The sequence below is a fragment of the Brucella sp. NBRC 113783 genome, from assembly GCF_040372265.1.
In the GTDB taxonomy this organism is placed as follows: domain Bacteria; phylum Pseudomonadota; class Alphaproteobacteria; order Rhizobiales; family Rhizobiaceae; genus Brucella; species Brucella teleogrylli.
Map to the genome: position 1 here is coordinate 51,940 of NZ_BAABRX010000005.1, position 15,654 is coordinate 67,593.

Below are 15,654 nucleotides of genomic sequence, written 5' to 3' on the forward strand. Positions count from 1 at the left end.
CTTTTGTGATGCCCTTTTGACTGGAGGTCAGATCATCACAAACTGGTAGTGTTGGTGGGGCCCATTTTTGCCACTAGAACGACCGCTGGAAGCGCACCGTGCCGCCCCAGGCATCGTTGACCTTGTTGTCGCGAAAATCGGCTTCGTAACGCCTCCAGTTCCCACCGAATTTGGTGTAGTTGACTTCCGGCGTGATGGTGAAGCCGGGGACAATTTGGTAGGCAATATTGGCGGCAGCAGCCGTCTTGCCCCAATCGTCATGCGCACCTTGGAGATTGAACGCGACCTTGTCGGTTGCCAGGAATTTCAGGCCGCCCCAAACAGCCCAGTCGCCGCCCCATTGGCCGTACATCTGGTCCGGGTCTTCTTCCGAAGCATAGCCGCCCTGTAACCAGAGCGAGAAACGGTCGGTCAGATTGACGTCGCCGCGAAGCTTGGCCGCCCATTCTTCGATAACGGAATCATACGCAACGACGCCCGCAATAGAGCCCCAGCCGCCTGCATATTTCAGGCCGCCGACGACATGCGGCACATAACCGTCGATCGTGTAATGATGGCCTGTCGGATTTCTGTAACCGTTATCGTTGTCGCCGCCCTCTTCGAGAGCGATCACTGCGGAGAAGCCGCTGCTGCTTGCGAATGTGTAAGAGATCTTGCCTGTGCGATAGGCGCCGGGAGAAACCACGTCGTCGTTAATGACGTCGCCGAGATAGCCGGTGAAAGTGTGGAATTCTGACTCGTCGATGCCGACTTTGAGACCACCCAGTTCGATATAGGCGAATTGGAGAACGACTTCCGAGCCGCTCCAGCCATAAACGTCGGTTCTGCGCGAATTATTTGCCCAATAGTTGAATCGGGTCTCGGTGAAAGTCTTCAACGTGCCCAGTTCGGTTTCGGAAGCAGTCGAGGTGCGCAACGCAAAACGGGCGCCCTTGTCCCAGCCTTCTCGATCTATGCCCGAAAAGACATTATCAGCGCCATTCATGTCGTAACGCACATAGCCATGAATGCGCAGGCAGGTCTCGGTGCCGGGGATGTAAAAATAGCCCGCGCCATAGGTGTCGCAAACACGCACATATTCAACGGCTTCCGGCTCCGGTGCGATGATTGCGTCGGCAGCGTAAGATGAAAAAGACATCATCGTCGCTGCCGAAGAGATCAGAACGGTCTTCATTTTCATAAGATTTGCCTCGATTCAGCGTGAACTTTGAGAGAGTTCATGTATATCGCGGCAAAGCTTCGGTCTCAATGGAACTTAAAGTAATTAAATCCAATAGAGTTGTTATGTTGCATAAGAGATACCAATTTATATAATAAATATCGATTTGTATTTTTACTTTTACATGATTAGATATGGATTACCAATAAATCAAACTATGAAATAGTTATATAACTAATTATAAAATTCTCATTATTTTTCAAAAAGTTGCGATTTTGCGAATTTGATTGATAGTATAATCATGCATTTCAAAATGAGAGGATTTAATCGTTCCTTTGGAGCGGCTAATTGGAAAAGAAGTTTATCGATGACGATTGACGCAGAAAAAATGATTTTATTGCGCGACTTGATGGCGAATATACTTGTCTCCGCGAAAATATGGCGATCACTGGCCAATGAGGCGCTGCTGGACCTTGGACTTGATTCCGGGGTTGCGGCCTGCCTGTTCTGGATCGCCTATGTGGGCGATGGCGCCAAGCAAATCGATATCGCGACGGAAATGGGGCTGACGGCTGCATCGCTGGTGCGGATGATCGATTCACTCGAAGCGCTGCAGCTGGCGCGCCGCGAGGTGGATGAGAACAACCGGCGGGCCAACCGGATCAGCCTGACCGACGAGGGGCGTCGTGTCGTTTCCATCATGCAGACGATCCTGGATAGTGTGCACCAGAATCTGTTCCGGGAATTTGAGAGTTCCGATATCAACACGGCCAATACTCTTTTGCGGCGCGTCATCAGTGAAAGGGCGTGATCCCTGTTCGATCACGGCCGAGCCGGCACGGTGTTGAAGAAACTGCGCCTGGTCCGGTTGTTGCCGGACAGGCGGTTCAAGGCTCATTTGTTGCGGAATGTTTCTGGCTTCGACGCGGAAATATTCGGTTACAAAAAAATGAAAACCGCCCGCCGTGAAGTGGCTATAGTGTTTTTCAACAACACCTGATTGATAACGTCACGAGCCCGAATGAGCGTTCCGCCCCATATACTGATCGTCGATGACGACCCGGAAATCCGCTCGTTGTTGTCGCGCTATATCAGCGAGCAGGGTTTTCGCGTTTCGGTGGCGGGCGATCGCCGCGAATGCGAAAAGCGTCTCACGGAGACCAACCCCAATCTGATTGTTCTGGATGTCATGTTGCCGGATGGTTCGGGCCTCGACATTTGCAGGCGGCTGCGTGACCGGGAGCCTAGCATTCCGGTCATCCTGCTGACTGCATTGAAAGAGGATGTGGATCGCATCATCGGTCTGGAAATCGGCGCGGATGACTATCTGGGCAAGCCGTTCAATCCGCGCGAACTGACGGCTCGCATCAAGGCTGTGCTGCGCCGCAGCCAGCATGTTCCATTATCCACTAATGATGATGTTACGCTTTTCCATTTCGGCGCCTTCGTCCTCGACCCGCAGCTGCGCAAGGTTGCGAGGGATGATGGCGCGCAGGTCGATCTGACGGCGGCTGAATTCGATCTGCTCAAAGTATTCGTGGAGCGTCCTGGTCGGCTATTGTCGCGTGACCAGCTGCTCGATTTCACACAGGGGCGGGGACGCGGCCCGCTTGATCGCTCGATTGACGTTCTTATGAGCCGGTTGCGCCGCAAGCTTGATGACAGTCAGGCTGGCGATGTATTCAAGACCGTGCGCAATGGCGGCTATCAGCTGACGATACCGGTCAAAACATCGGTTGTGACGCGATGAACACATTGCGCAATCGCATCGCTCTGTTGTTGATCTGCGCCATCGTCTCCGTTGTGGGACTGGCGACATTTGCGGCGGACCGCGTACTCAGTCCGCCGCCGCGCGAACTGACGTCTGATCCGCTGGCGCGCCAGATCATGCTGCAGGTGTCGCTGTTCACTCAGAACCCGGCAGCAGCGCAAGCCTATGGCCTTGTCGTTCAGGACAAACCCATTGATACGAATGTCGATGAGAGGGGAACCCGCTTCATCTCGCGCGCGCTGGCTGCAAACGGTAAGAACTGGCCGCTGATCGTCAGCCATGCGGACACGCCGAGGACGGACAATGTCTCGGTCAAACTTGGCGAGGATCGGTGGATCATTTTGCAAATTCCGCAAATGGGGCCGCCGGAAGGCGCCGCTCGCGTGCTGGCTTTGTGGGTCTGCCTGATTGTGCTGGGCAGTGCTGTCATTTCATTGTTCGCCGCTGCCAAGATCACGAAGCCGCTGCGCCTGCTCGAAGGGGCGGTGACGCGCATCGGGCCGGATGGCGTCCTGCCGCTGATCCCCGAAACCGGATCGGGCGAAGTGCGCGCAACTGCAAAGGCCATCAACCGCCTGTCAACGAGGCTCAAGACGGCAATGGAAAGCCGCATGCGGCTGGTTGCCGCCGCCGGTCATGATCTGCGCACACCGATGACGCGGATGCGGCTGCGCGCCGAATTCGTCGCAGATGAGGCGGAGCGTGCGAAATGGCTGGCAGATCTCGAAGAGCTCGATTCCATCGCCGACAGCGCCATTCGTCTCGTGCGCGAGGAAGTGGACAGCAACGGCGCGACGGAGATTTTGCAGCTCGACCGCCTCGTGACCGAACTGGTCGCGGAACTGCGGGCGATTGGCTATTCGGCAGAGTTGCAGCCGGTGAAAACCGCGCAGCCCCTCGTCGTGCAGGCCAACCCGATTGCGCTGACGCGCGCCTTGCGCAACCTGATGATCAACGCGGCAACCCATGGCCATCACGCTGTTGTGTCGAGTGTTGAGAAGAACGGCGAAGCAGTCGTTCTTATAGAAGATAACGGTCCGGGCATTCCTGAAGAATTGATAGGGCGCATTTTCGAGCCCTTCTTCCGGGTCGATGCGGGACGCCGGAAAATGCATCCCGGTGCGGGGCTTGGGCTGGCCATCGCCAAGGAAATTATCGAGCGCATGGGAGGGCGCATCGATATCGCCAACAAAACGCCGAACGGCATCGCGCAAACCGTGACGCTGCCGGTCGCAACCAAATCGCTCAGTAAACAAGGTTTATAGTATGGTTCAGCCGCTGATTTCCCGTAGCAAACCGTGTCGCTTCCTCCCAGATGCGCGGTCTTTCGGAATGGCGCTGGCCGCCGCGTCGCTTCTGCTGGTTTCTGCCTGTTCGCAGGAGCAATCCCAGAAGGCGGGCACCAATGCCGCGGCGCTGCCGAAACCGGAGGTTGGCGTTGTGACCTTGCAGCCGCAATCGGTCTCGATCAATGCCGAAATGCCGGGGCGCACCACCGCGTCGCTAGTGGCGGAAGTCAGACCACAGGTTGGCGGTATCATCGAGCAGAGGCTGTTTACGGAAGGCAGCGAGGTCAAAGAGGGCGATGCGCTCTATCAGATCGAACCTGCCAGCTATAAGGCTGCCTATGAGAGTGCAGCTGCCGATCTCCAGCGGGCGGAAGCGACTGTACCCAGCGCGCAATCCATGGTGACGCGCTATCAGGGGCTGATCAAGCAGAACGCCGTCAGCAAGCAGGACCTCGACAATGCGGTTGCATCGCTGGCGCAGGCCAAGGCCGATGTTGCGGCAGCGAAAGCCGCGCTGGAAACGGCGCGTATCAACCTTGATTATACGTCGATCAAGGCGCCGATCAGCGGACGCATCGACCGCTCGACCCTGACGCCCGGCGCGCTGGTGACAGCCAGCCAGGACACGGCGCTGACCACCATCCGCACGCTTGACCCCATCAATGTCGATGTGACGCAATCGAGCACCAATCTGCTCAATCTTCGTCAGGCCATCCAGGATGGGCGCATCAAGATCAGTGGTGAAAATGTCAGCGTGCGGCTCAAGTTGGAAAACGGCGCGATCTATCCGCTGCCGGGCAAGCTGGAATTTGCAGAATCCGCAGTCAGCGAGACGACGGGCACCTTTACGCTCCGCGCCACATTCCCCAATCCGGATCGACTGCTTCTGCCGGGCATGTACGTGCGCGCGCTGGTGGAAGAGGGCGTTGCGCCCAACAGCTTCCTCCTGCCGCAGCGCGGCGTTTCGCGCAATGCCAAGGGCGAGCCGACCGGCCTTTTCGTCAATGCCGAGAACAAGGTAGAGGAGCGCGTCCTCGAAGTCCGCCAGAGCGTCGGCAATAATTGGCTGGTCAACGGCGGCGTTGCGGCTGGCGACCGGGTCATCGTGGAAGGATCGCAGCTCGTCCGCGCCGGTCAGGAAGTGCAGGCGGTCGATGTCATTGTTGATGATACGACCGGCGAGGTGCGCGAGCGCAAACAGGCGCAGACGACCGATGGCGCTGGCAGTCAGTTGACCCAGAACCAGACCGGCAACGCGGCGGTGAAGGAATAGACCATGTCGAATTTCTTCATCAACAGGCCCAATTTTGCCTGGGTCATTGCGATTGTCATCATGCTTGGCGGTTTGCTGGCGCTGAGTTCCCTGTCGATCTCGCAATATCCGCAGATCGCGCCGACCACGGTGCGCATCAGCGCCACTTACGCGGGCGCAGATGCCGAAACGGTCGAAAACTCGGTTACCAAGGTGATCGAGCAGGGCATGACCGGCATCGACAATCTGGATTACATGACGGCCAACTCGACCTCGACCGGCTCGGCAACGATTACGTTGACCTTCACCAGCGCCGCCGATCCCGACGTGGCGCAAATGCAGGTGCAAAACAAGCTGCAGCTCGTCCAGTCGCAGCTGCCGGAGAGCGTACAGAGCACGGGTCTGACAGTCAGCAAGTCGTCCGAAAGCTTTCTGATGGTCATCGGCTTTGTCTCGACCGATAGCAAGCTGACAGCCAACGATCTGGCTGACTATATCGACAGCTCGCTCAACGATACGCTGAAGCGCGTCGAAGGCGTGGGCGATACGCGCATTTTCGGTTCCGGCTATGCAATGCGCATCTGGCTGGACCCCGACCAGCTTGCGAAATATGCGCTGATGCCGGGCGATGTCGCTTCGGCGATTGAGGCGCAGAACACGCAGGTTTCGGCTGGTCAGCTGGGCGCAATGCCAGCCAATAAGGGTCAACAGCTCAATGCGACGGTGACGGCGCAAAGCCGTCTTCAAACGCCGGAACAGTTCCGCAACATTATTTTGAAAAGTACGACCGATGGCGCGCTGGTGCGGTTGAACGATGTGGCCCGCGTGGAACTGGGTTCGGAAAGCTATACGAGTGAATCCAGTTATAACGGTCTGCCTTCGGGCGCCATCGGCATTTATCTCGCCACCGGCGCAAATGCGATCAGCACGGCGGAAGGGGTGCAGGAAGCAATCGGGAACCTGAAGGAAACGCTGCCAGCGGGGGTGGAGGTCGTTTATCCTTATGACACGACGCCCTTCGTGCGCTTGTCTATCGAGGAAGTGATCAAGACACTGATCGAGGCGATCATTCTGGTTTTCGTCGTGATGCTGGTGTTCCTGCAAAACATCCGCGCCACGCTTATTCCAACGCTGGCCGTTCCGGTGGTTCTGTTGGGCACGTTCGGGGTGCTGGCGATCTTCGGCTATTCCGTCAATACGCTCACCATGTTCGCCATGGTGCTGGCCATCGGCCTTCTGGTGGATGACGCGATTGTCGTCGTGGAAAATGTCGAGCGCGTGATGGAGGAGGAAGGACTTCCGCCAAGGGAGGCCACGATCAAATCCATGGGCGAGATCACCGGCGCACTGGTTGGCATCGCGACGGTGCTTTCGGCGGTGTTTATTCCGATGGCCTTTTTCGGCGGATCGGTCGGCGTCATCTATCGCCAGTTCTCGGTCACCATCGTATCGGCGATGATCCTGTCGGTGGTGGTCGCGCTGATCCTGACGCCCGCTTTGTGCGCCACGCTTTTGAAGCCGGTCCAAGGCCATGCGAAGCAGCGCGGCATTTCCGGTTGGTTCAATCGCGGTTTCGACCGGACAACGAATGCCTATCGCCGTGGCGTGAATGGAATCCTCACGCGGTCATTCCGTTACCTTCTGGTCTTCGCGCTGATCGTGGTTGCCATGGGCTGGATGTTCAACCGTCTGCCAAGCTCGTTCCTGCCGCAGGAAGATCAGGGCACGCTGATGACCAGCGTTCAGCTTCCCGTGGGCGCTACGCAGGACCGTACCGAACGGGTCATGAAGCAGGTGACGGATTTCTATCTCAATCAGGAGAAGGATGCGGTCGAAGGCGTGATGAGCGTAATCGGCTTTGGTTATGGCGGGCAGGGACAGAATGTCGGTCTGGCCTTCGTGCGTCTGAAAGATTTCGAAGCGCGCCAATCTGCTGATCTGTCGGCAAGCGCGGTCGCCGGACGCGCCATGAAATTCTTCTCGACAATTCGCGACGGCAAGGTTTTTGCGCTGGCGCCGCCTGCCATTCAGGGCATGGGCAATTCGAGCGGCTTCGATTTCTTTCTGCAAGATGTCAATGGCGCCGGTCACGCCAAGCTGATCGAGGCACGCAACCAGTTGCTGGCGCTGGCGGGCAAAAGCAACCTTCTGGCCAATACGCGCCCGAACGGGCAGGAAGATACGCCTGAATTCGCGATCAATATCGATCAGGAAAAGGCGAGTGCTTTGGGCGTTTCGCTGGCCGATATCAACAGCACGCTGTCGACAGCCTGGGGCAGCGCCTATGTCAATGATTTCATCGACAGGGGTCGCATCAAACCGGTCTATGTTCAGGGCGACAGCAATTTCCGCATGCAGCCGGAAGATCTGGAGAAATGGCAGGTCCGCAACGCCGATGGCATCATGGTGCCGTTTTCAGCCTTTGCAACCGGCTACTGGAAATATGGCTCGCCGCGACTGGAACGCTATAACGGCTCGTCCGCCGTGGAAATTCAGGGCGAAGCGGCACCCGGCGTCAGTTCCGGTGTCGCTATGGATGAAATAGACAATCTGATGACGCAATTGCCGTCCGGATTTGCCCATGAATGGACCGGACTTTCCTATCAGGAACAGCTTTCCGGCAATCAGGCAGCCTCACTCTATGCGATTTCGGTTCTGGTGGTGTTCCTATGTCTCGTCGCGCTTTATGAAAGCTGGTCCATCCCGTTTGCAGTCATGCTTTCCGTGCCGATCGGCATTTTCGGCGCACTTTTGGGCGCAACGATTTTCGGGCAGAGTAACGACGTTTATTTCAAGGTCGGTCTTCTCACCACCATCGGTCTTGCCGCAAAGAATGCTATTCTGATCGTCGAATTTGCGATAGAGCGGCAAGCGGCAGGCATGGGGCTGGTCGAGGCGACGCTGGAGGCCGCTCGACAGCGCCTGCGACCGATCCTGATGACATCATTCGCCTTCATTCTGGGCGTCACTCCGCTGGCCATTGCAAGCGGTGCCGGTTCGGGTGCGCAGAACGCAATCGGTATCGGCGTCATGGGCGGGATGATCGCCGCAACCGTGATAGGTGTCTTTCTTGTTCCGCTGCTCTTCGTTGCCGTTCGGCGCATCTTCAAGGGCAAATCCAGTCAAACTCAATCGGTGTCGCCGCAGACGCAGACGGAATCAAACCATGTCGACAAATGATCTCACCCGCCTTGCAGCGACTTTTGACCACAACCCCTGCACCAGACAGGATCAGCGCGTCCGCCGCACGATGAAAGTGCTGGCCACGTTGTGTCTTGTTGCGACCGTCAGCGGTTGTGTGGTCGGGCCGGACTATCAGTCGCCCCTGATCAACATGCCTTCCAACTGGGGCAACAAGAAGCAGCAAAAACCGGCAAAGCCCGCGGAACTGGCCGAATGGTGGAAGCGGCTCAACGATCCATTGCTCAATGCTTTCGTAGAGGAAGCGGTTGCGGGCAATCTGGATGTTGCAACCGCCAAGGCCCGCGTGCGCGAGGCGCGCGCTACCTATCGTCAGTCGGTCGGCACGCTGCTGCCGTCACTGGACGGTTCCGCTTCGGCGACCCGCAGCCGCACAGGCTCTTCGGTCAGTGGCACGGCGAGCACCAGCAGCCAGTTCCAGAGCGGACTGGATGCAAGCTGGGAAATCGATCTGTTCGGCGCCAACCGCCGGTCGGTGGAAGCCGCCAAATACGGCATGGATGCCTCGGAAGAAGACCTGCGCAATACGCTCGTGACGCTGATTGGCGATGTAACCACGAATTATGTCGAAGCGCGCGGTTATCAGGCGCGTGCCGCGCTGGCCCGGCGGACCGCCGCTTCACAGCGCGAAACGGCTACCCTGACGCGCAACAAATTCGAGGCGGGCGCATCGTCGGCGGTCGATCTTTCCAACGCATCCGGTCAGGCGGCTTCGACAGAGGCCAATATACCGGACCTTGAAGCGGCCTATGCCGCTTCCGTGCATCGGCTTTCCGTGTTGACGGGTCGTGCGCCTGCCGCACTTGCAGAGCGCATGAAGAAGGTCAAGGCGATCCCCAAGCCGAAACTGCCGATGCCCACGGGCATTCCGGCAGACATTCTTCTCTCCCGCCCGGATGTGCGGCTGGCTGAACGTCAATATGCGCAATACACGGCCAAGGTCGGTCAGGCGGAAGCCGCCCGCTATCCGGGTCTCAGCCTGACGGGCGATATTGCGACCTCGGCCACCAAGATCGGCGATCTCGGCAAAAGTTCGTCGATCAGCTGGTCGTTCGGCCCAACCCTCACGGTTCCGATCTTCAATGGCGGCCAGCTGAAGGCAGCCGTCGAGATGGCGCAGGCGCAGCGCGACCAGTATTTCATCGCCTACCGCTCTTCGATCCTGACCGGGCTTGAAGAAGTCGAAAACGCTATCGTTTCGCTGGCGCAGGAGCGCATCAAATCGTCCAAGCTTGCAACATCGGCTCGCCATTATCGCGAGGCGGCGTCGCTTGGACGTTCGCTCTATCAGTCGGGTACGCAGAGCTTCCTCGATCTTCTGGAGGCCCAGCGTTCGCTCTATTCGGCGGAGGATTCACTGATCGCCAGCCAGGTTCTGATCACTACCGACTATATCGCGCTCAACAAGGCGCTTGGCGGTGGCTGGAGTGGCGCCATTGAAGTTTCCAAACCGGAAGTCGTGGACGTGAATACGGGTCCGCGTCTTCCGAAGAGAAATGCGGTGGCCACTGCCGCCGCCAACTAAGTTAAATCCCCCTCATACGGATTTGGTGGTCGCATTCCGGCATGTGCTGCCAATGTCACACATTGGCCAAGGCAGATGCCGGAATTGAAAAGATTGCTGGCAATTATAGATTTCTACTGGATTTTTCGAATTCGACCCTTGATCATGCGGCCCTGTGAGGCCGATTTCCGAGGTCACGTTCAATCCACGAGCATATGCAAGGTTCCCTGAATGCGCTTTAAACGTCTCGTCGTCACGACCGCAGTCCTCATCGCTGTGGCCGTGTGCGGATATTTTTACTGGCGCAGCCAATCGTCGTCCCAGACACCATCGATGATGACCGCCACTGCGACCCGCAGCGACATCGAAGTCACGGTGCTTGCCACGGGAACCATCAAGCCGGTTCGTCTGGTTGCGGTCGGCGCGCAGGCATCGGGCCGCATCACATCGGTCAAGGTGAAGCTTGGGCAGGTCGTGAAGGCGAATGACCTTATCGCCGAGATCGACTCCACCACCCAGAAAAACGACCTGCGAACATCAGAGGCGTCACTTGCCAACATGCAAGCGCAGTTGAAGGAAAAGCAGGCGACGCTGGCGCTGAACCAGCAGACGCTGAACCGCCAGAAAGCTATGCTTGCCAAACATGCTGTTTCGCAGGCCGATTACGACACGGCTGCTGCCGATCTGAATGTGACGCAGGCGCAGATTGAATCGCTCAGGGCCCAGATCAAGGCAGCCGAAGTTGCCGTCGAGACCGCCAGAGCCAATCTCGGCTATACGCAGATCACCGCGCCGATTGAGGGAACCGTTCTTTCCATCGTCAGCCAGGAAGGCCAGACGGTCAACGCAACGCAATCCGCACCGACGATTGTTATTCTCGGCCAGCTTGACCGGATGACGGTTTATACGGAAATTTCCGAAGCTGATATCGTCCGGGTGAAGCCCGGCCTGCCGCTTTATTTCACGGTGCTCGGCGATCAGGACCGCCGCTATGAAGCAAGCCTTGAATCGGTGGAACCGGCGCCGGAATCGATCAAAAGCGACAGCAGCTTCAGTTCCTCAAGCTCGTCCTCGTCGTCCTCTTCGAGCAGTGCGTCGTCGGAGGCGATCTATTATAATGGCCTTTTCACCATCCCGAATGAAGACGGGCATCTGCGCACCTATATGACGGCGGAAGTGCACATCGTTCTCGGGCAGGAGAACAATGTCCTGACCATTCCGTCCTCTGCCTTGGGTGCGCGCGATGCGGATGGCCGCTATACGGTGCGCGTGGTCGATGACAAGGGGCAGATCTCAAGCAAGAAGATTGAAATCGGCCTGAACAACAAGGTGATGGTTCAGGTGAAATCGGGCCTCGATGAAGGCGAACGCGTCGTCACCGGCCAATTGGCGGCAGGTGCTGCGGCAAGCCCCAGCCCGGGTGGCCGTCGCGGCCCGCCGATGGGCTTCTGATCATGACGGAACCGTTGATCCGCCTCAGAAAAGTCCGGCGGGAGTACCCGTCGGGGGACAGTTCCATCGCGGTCCTTAAAGACATCGACCTCACCATCAATTCTGGCGAGATGGTGGCGATTGTCGGTGCGTCGGGGTCGGGTAAATCCACGCTGATGAATATTCTCGGTTGTCTGGACCGTCCAACGTCCGGCAGCTACGAAATCGGCGGTCGCGAAACCGCCTCCATGGATGTGGATGAACTGGCCGCGCTGCGGCGTGAGCATTTCGGCTTCATCTTCCAGCGTTATCATCTGCTGCCAGAGCTGACGGCCATCGGCAATGTCGAGATACCGGCGATCTATGCTGGTATCGACCCGTCGGCGCGTGCCAAGCGCGCCGGGTCCTTGCTGACGCGTCTTGGCATGGGTGACCGGCTGCATCACCGGCCCGGCCAGCTTTCCGGCGGCCAGCAGCAGCGAGTATCCATTGCGCGTGCGCTGATGAACGACGCCAGCCTAATTCTGGCCGACGAGCCGACCGGCGCGCTCGACAAGCATAGCGGCGAAGAGGTGCTGCGCATTCTGGGTGAGCTGCATGCCGAAGGGCGCACGGTCATCATCGTCACCCACGATATGTCGATTGCCAGCAAGGCAGAACGCATCATCGAAATCAGCGATGGCGAGATCATCGCCGACCGTCCGGTGGAAAAGACCGAAATCGTGGAAAGCGCCGTCAGCCCGGAAGATGCGGCCTCGAAGCGCAAGCGCGCGCTGTCGCTCTATGGATTGATGGGTTCGATCCGCGAGGCCTTTCTGATGGCATTGCTCTCGATGCGGGCGCATAAGCTGCGCACCTTCCTGACCATGCTGGGCATTATCATCGGCATCGCTTCGGTCGTCAGCGTCGTGGCGCTAGGGCGCGGTTCGCAGGAGCGGGTGCTGGCCAATATTTCCAGCCTCGGCACCAATACGCTGGAAATTTTCGCAGGCAAGGATTTCGGCGATGTGCGATCCGGGAAAATCACCACGCTGGTGGTTTCGGACGCTTTGGAACTGTCCAAACAGCCCTATGTCGCGGCTGCCACGCCAACAGTCTCGACAAACAGCACGGTGCGTTTCGGCTCGCAGGAGTCCAATGCGCTGGTAAATGGCGTCAGCGAGCAATATTTTGTCGCCAAGGGCAGCAAGATTGCCGATGGACAGTTTTTCGACCGCGAAAGCGTGCGAACCACGGCGCAGGATGTGGTCATCGACCAGAACACCAAAAACGCGCTGTTTGCCGATATCAATCCGGTGGGACAGGTGCTGCTGATCGGCAATGTTCCCGCGCGCATTGTCGGCGTGATGGAGCCGCAGCAGGGCGGTTTCGGCTCCAATCAAAACCTGTCGCTTTATCTGCCATACACCACCGTTCAGGCACGGTTTCTGGGAAGCAATTCGCTGCGCAGCATTACCTTGCAGGTCAAGGACGGGATCGATACGGCGCTGGCCGAGCAGTCGGTCACCGAATTTCTGTTGCAGCGCCACGGCACCAAGGATTTCTACATCCTGAACACCGACGATATTCGCAAGACGATCACCAGCACGACCCAGACGCTGACGCTTCTGGTGGCGGCAATCGCCATTATTTCGTTGATCGTCGGCGGCATCGGGGTGATGAACATCATGCTCGTCACGGTGTCCGAACGTGTTTCGGAAATCGGGGTACGCATGGCGGTCGGCGGGCGACAGAGCGATATCTTGCAGCAATTTCTGATCGAGGCGGTGCTTGTCTGCCTGATCGGCGGCGTTCTGGGCATTCTGACGGCGCTCGGCTTCGGCTTGCTCTTCAGCTTGTTCAGCTCGAATTTCAGCCTTGTCTATTCAACCACGTCGATTATCGCAGCTTTCCTGTGTTCGACGCTGATCGGTGTCGTGTTCGGCTATCTGCCAGCGCGAAACGCTTCGCAACTGGACCCGGTCATCGCGCTTTCCAAGGGGTAAGTGCGACGACTAGCGCCAAACGCAGGTTTGCAGCGGCACTCTTAAAAAAAATCAGCGGCAATAAAAGAAAATGCGTGTGTCTGTAGGGATTTTTGCTAAATCCCTACAAAATAATAAAAATTTATAAGCTGAACTCTGCCCCCGATCCTTTAAAAATACGGATAAAGGTTGCAGTGCTCACTGTTCGTCATCTGATTGTAACAGAAATGGGCGAAGCATCCGGACATTCGCAGTTCGTTGGGGGACAACGGCTGCGGGGATGTATTGAAGAGGGGTGAAATATGGCGGGTTTGGCTACCATCGAAAATGTTGAGGCGATGTCTTGCACGCTGCCAAGGCGGTGCATGATGTCGCTCGCTTGCACAATAGCTGCCCGCGGCATGTAGCGTTTCCACCATCTGCACGGGTTCCACCGGGAAGCTGCAGAAATCCTCAAAACAGCGCTCCGGGCATCCGGGGGATCGAAAATCCAGATCCCGCAAAAGTGGGAGAGCGGCGGGCCATGGCTAATTATGACTGTTGCAGAATTTCAACGGTCGCTAATGAAGTAACGGTCTGTATCTTATTGGGAAAAAACGCCATTGACTAACGAAACCATCAATGAAAATCGTATTATGCAATCGTAAAAAACGACTCGTAAAAAAATCGAAACTTCTATCAACTTGATCCTGGAGGTCAGAAATGAACATCAAGAGCCTTCTTCTCGGCTCCGCTGCAGCGCTCGTTGCAGTTTCCGGCGCACAGGCTGCCGATGCAATCGTTGCACCGGAACCTGAAGCAGTTGAATATGTCCGCGTTTGCGATGCTTACGGCGCTGGCTACTTCTACATTCCGGGCACCGAAACCTGCCTGCGCATCAGCGGCTACGTCCGTTACGACGTAAAGGGCGGCGATGACGTCTACACCGGCGTAGACCGTGAAGGCTGGGACAAGGGCGCACGCTTCACGCTTCGTACCCACACGGCTTCGGAAACCGAACTCGGCACCCTGAAGACCTACACCGAAACCCGCTTTAACTACGGCGCCAACAATAGCCGTGAAGATGGTGATTACGGTTATACGACGCAGGGCGTTGATTTCCGTATCGGTTACATCCAGCTCGGCGGCTTCAAGGTTGGTATCGACGAATCCGCATTCCACACCTTCACCGGTTACCTCGGCGGCGTCATCAACGATGACGTGGTCGGCGCAGGCAGCTACACCACCGGTCAGATTTCGTACACCTACAAGGGCGGCAACGGCTTCTCGGCTATCCTGGCTGTTGAAGAAGGCGGCTCGGGCTACGTCATCGACGGCTACACCCCGCACATCCTCGGCGGTCTGAAGTACGAAGGCGGCTGGGGTTCGATCGCAGCTGTTGCAGCTTACGACTCGGTCATCGAAGAATGGGCCGCCAAGGTTCGCGGTGACGTGAACATCACCGACCGCTTCTCGGTTTGGTTGCAGGGTGGTTACGCTTCGGAAGAATCTCCGGTGCAGAACTACGGCCAGTGGGGCGGCGATTGGGCTGTCTGGGGTGGCGCGAAGTTCAAGGCAACCGACAAGGCTACCTTCAACCTTCAGGGCGCACACGACGACTGGGGCAAGACTGCAGTTACGGCTAACGTAGCTTACCAGCTCGTTCCTGGCTTCACGATCACCCCGGAAATTTCGTACACCAAGTTCGGTGGCGAATGGCGTGATCTCGCTGTCGAGAAGGACGCTTGGGGCGGTATCGTTCGCTTCCAGCGCTCGTTCTAATAACACATATCAAGATCGGATATCGGGGCATCGTCCCGATATCCGGACAGGTTTCGTCTAGGTTTATGTTCGCAGTAATGTGTCGGGTTATCTGACGAAGCTTGAAAATATGAACTGATAATAATGTGACCTCCAGTCCATTGTTATAGACAGGCGACAGGTCTCCGATCTGTCGCCTGCTTTTTATCGGGGCGGCGGTATTGCCATTTGGGTTGCCCTTTGAAGCGCACCAGTTCGGGTCGAGCAAAGCGGCTCCCCGGCCGTAACTCCCGCTATTTTTCAGAAAACTGCTTTCCGTTTCGCCTCATCACGCGCCGATCAC

At 57.3% G+C, this 15,654-nt stretch carries 11 protein-coding genes; 10 read left to right on the plus strand and 1 reads right to left on the minus strand.

The features are described from left to right. Window positions 1-73: 73 nt before the first annotated feature. The gene (locus ABWW11_RS16385) at window positions 74-1,180 is read right to left on the minus strand and encodes a porin (RefSeq protein ID WP_109367147.1); all 1,107 of its coding nucleotides are present in this window, start codon (window positions 1,178-1,180) and stop codon (window positions 74-76) included. Window positions 1,181-1,460: 280 nt separating this feature from the next. Here ABWW11_RS16385 and ABWW11_RS16390 point away from each other — a divergent pair, with 280 nt between their 5' ends. From ABWW11_RS16390 to ABWW11_RS16435, 10 genes are all read left to right on the plus strand, one after another. Continuing rightward, window positions 1,461-1,970 carry a MarR family winged helix-turn-helix transcriptional regulator gene (locus tag ABWW11_RS16390; RefSeq protein ID WP_319081125.1) on the plus strand — a complete coding sequence of 170 codons (510 nt, stop codon included), beginning with the start codon at window positions 1,461-1,463 and terminating at the stop codon, window positions 1,968-1,970. A 30-nt stretch (window positions 1,971-2,000) separates the two neighbouring features. After that, window positions 2,001-2,159: a hypothetical protein gene (locus ABWW11_RS16395; protein WP_167836076.1), complete on the plus strand. Its 159-nt coding sequence runs from the start codon at window positions 2,001-2,003 to the stop codon at window positions 2,157-2,159. A gap of 21 nt (window positions 2,160-2,180) precedes the next feature. Then, window positions 2,181-2,909, plus strand: coding sequence for a response regulator (locus tag ABWW11_RS16400; protein ID WP_109367149.1), 729 nt, complete (start codon window positions 2,181-2,183; stop codon window positions 2,907-2,909). Beyond that, window positions 2,906-4,195 carry an ATP-binding protein gene (locus ABWW11_RS16405; RefSeq protein WP_319081123.1) on the plus strand — a complete coding sequence of 430 codons (1,290 nt, stop codon included), beginning with the start codon at window positions 2,906-2,908 and terminating at the stop codon, window positions 4,193-4,195. Before ABWW11_RS16400 ends, ABWW11_RS16405 begins: the two co-directional genes overlap by 4 nt. A gap of 67 nt (window positions 4,196-4,262) precedes the next feature. Further along, window positions 4,263-5,492, plus strand: coding sequence for an efflux RND transporter periplasmic adaptor subunit (locus ABWW11_RS16410; protein WP_235858951.1), 1,230 nt, complete (start codon window positions 4,263-4,265; stop codon window positions 5,490-5,492). A 3-nt stretch (window positions 5,493-5,495) separates the two neighbouring features. Next, the gene (locus tag ABWW11_RS16415; protein ID WP_121538205.1) at window positions 5,496-8,651 is read left to right on the plus strand and encodes an efflux RND transporter permease subunit; all 3,156 of its coding nucleotides are present in this window, start codon (window positions 5,496-5,498) and stop codon (window positions 8,649-8,651) included. A gap of 70 nt (window positions 8,652-8,721) precedes the next feature. Further along, entirely contained in the window at window positions 8,722-10,197 is a 1,476-nt protein-coding gene (locus tag ABWW11_RS16420) for an efflux transporter outer membrane subunit (RefSeq protein WP_109367966.1), read from the plus strand. A 210-nt stretch (window positions 10,198-10,407) separates the two neighbouring features. Next, window positions 10,408-11,628, plus strand: coding sequence for an efflux RND transporter periplasmic adaptor subunit (locus tag ABWW11_RS16425; RefSeq protein ID WP_109367153.1), 1,221 nt, complete (start codon window positions 10,408-10,410; stop codon window positions 11,626-11,628). Window positions 11,629-11,630: 2 nt separating this feature from the next. Beyond that, window positions 11,631-13,592, plus strand: a complete 1,962-nt coding sequence (locus ABWW11_RS16430; protein WP_121538209.1) for a MacB family efflux pump subunit — start codon at window positions 11,631-11,633, stop codon at window positions 13,590-13,592. Between the two features lie 681 nt (window positions 13,593-14,273). Continuing rightward, window positions 14,274-15,332, plus strand: coding sequence for a porin (locus ABWW11_RS16435; protein ID WP_109367155.1), 1,059 nt, complete (start codon window positions 14,274-14,276; stop codon window positions 15,330-15,332). Window positions 15,333-15,654 lie beyond the last annotated feature (322 nt).

What these genes read in the sequence shown, in the direction of transcription:
- ABWW11_RS16425 (WP_109367153.1), top strand. Translation starts at nt 10,408, where the DNA reads ATGCGCTTTAAACGTCTCGTCGTCACGACCGCAGTCCTCATCGCTGTG.
- ABWW11_RS16400 (WP_109367149.1), top strand. Translation starts at nt 2,181, where the DNA reads ATGAGCGTTCCGCCCCATATACTGATCGTCGATGACGACCCGGAAATC.
- ABWW11_RS16385 (WP_109367147.1), bottom strand. Translation starts at nt 1,180, where the DNA reads ATGAAAATGAAGACCGTTCTGATCTCTTCGGCAGCGACGATGATGTCT.
- ABWW11_RS16405 (WP_319081123.1), top strand. Translation starts at nt 2,906, where the DNA reads ATGAACACATTGCGCAATCGCATCGCTCTGTTGTTGATCTGCGCCATC.
- ABWW11_RS16430 (WP_121538209.1), top strand. Translation starts at nt 11,631, where the DNA reads ATGACGGAACCGTTGATCCGCCTCAGAAAAGTCCGGCGGGAGTACCCG.
- ABWW11_RS16420 (WP_109367966.1), top strand. Translation starts at nt 8,722, where the DNA reads ATGAAAGTGCTGGCCACGTTGTGTCTTGTTGCGACCGTCAGCGGTTGT.
- ABWW11_RS16435 (WP_109367155.1), top strand. Translation starts at nt 14,274, where the DNA reads ATGAACATCAAGAGCCTTCTTCTCGGCTCCGCTGCAGCGCTCGTTGCA.
- ABWW11_RS16415 (WP_121538205.1), top strand. Translation starts at nt 5,496, where the DNA reads ATGTCGAATTTCTTCATCAACAGGCCCAATTTTGCCTGGGTCATTGCG.
- ABWW11_RS16410 (WP_235858951.1), top strand. Translation starts at nt 4,263, where the DNA reads ATGGCGCTGGCCGCCGCGTCGCTTCTGCTGGTTTCTGCCTGTTCGCAG.
- ABWW11_RS16390 (WP_319081125.1), top strand. Translation starts at nt 1,461, where the DNA reads ATGCATTTCAAAATGAGAGGATTTAATCGTTCCTTTGGAGCGGCTAAT.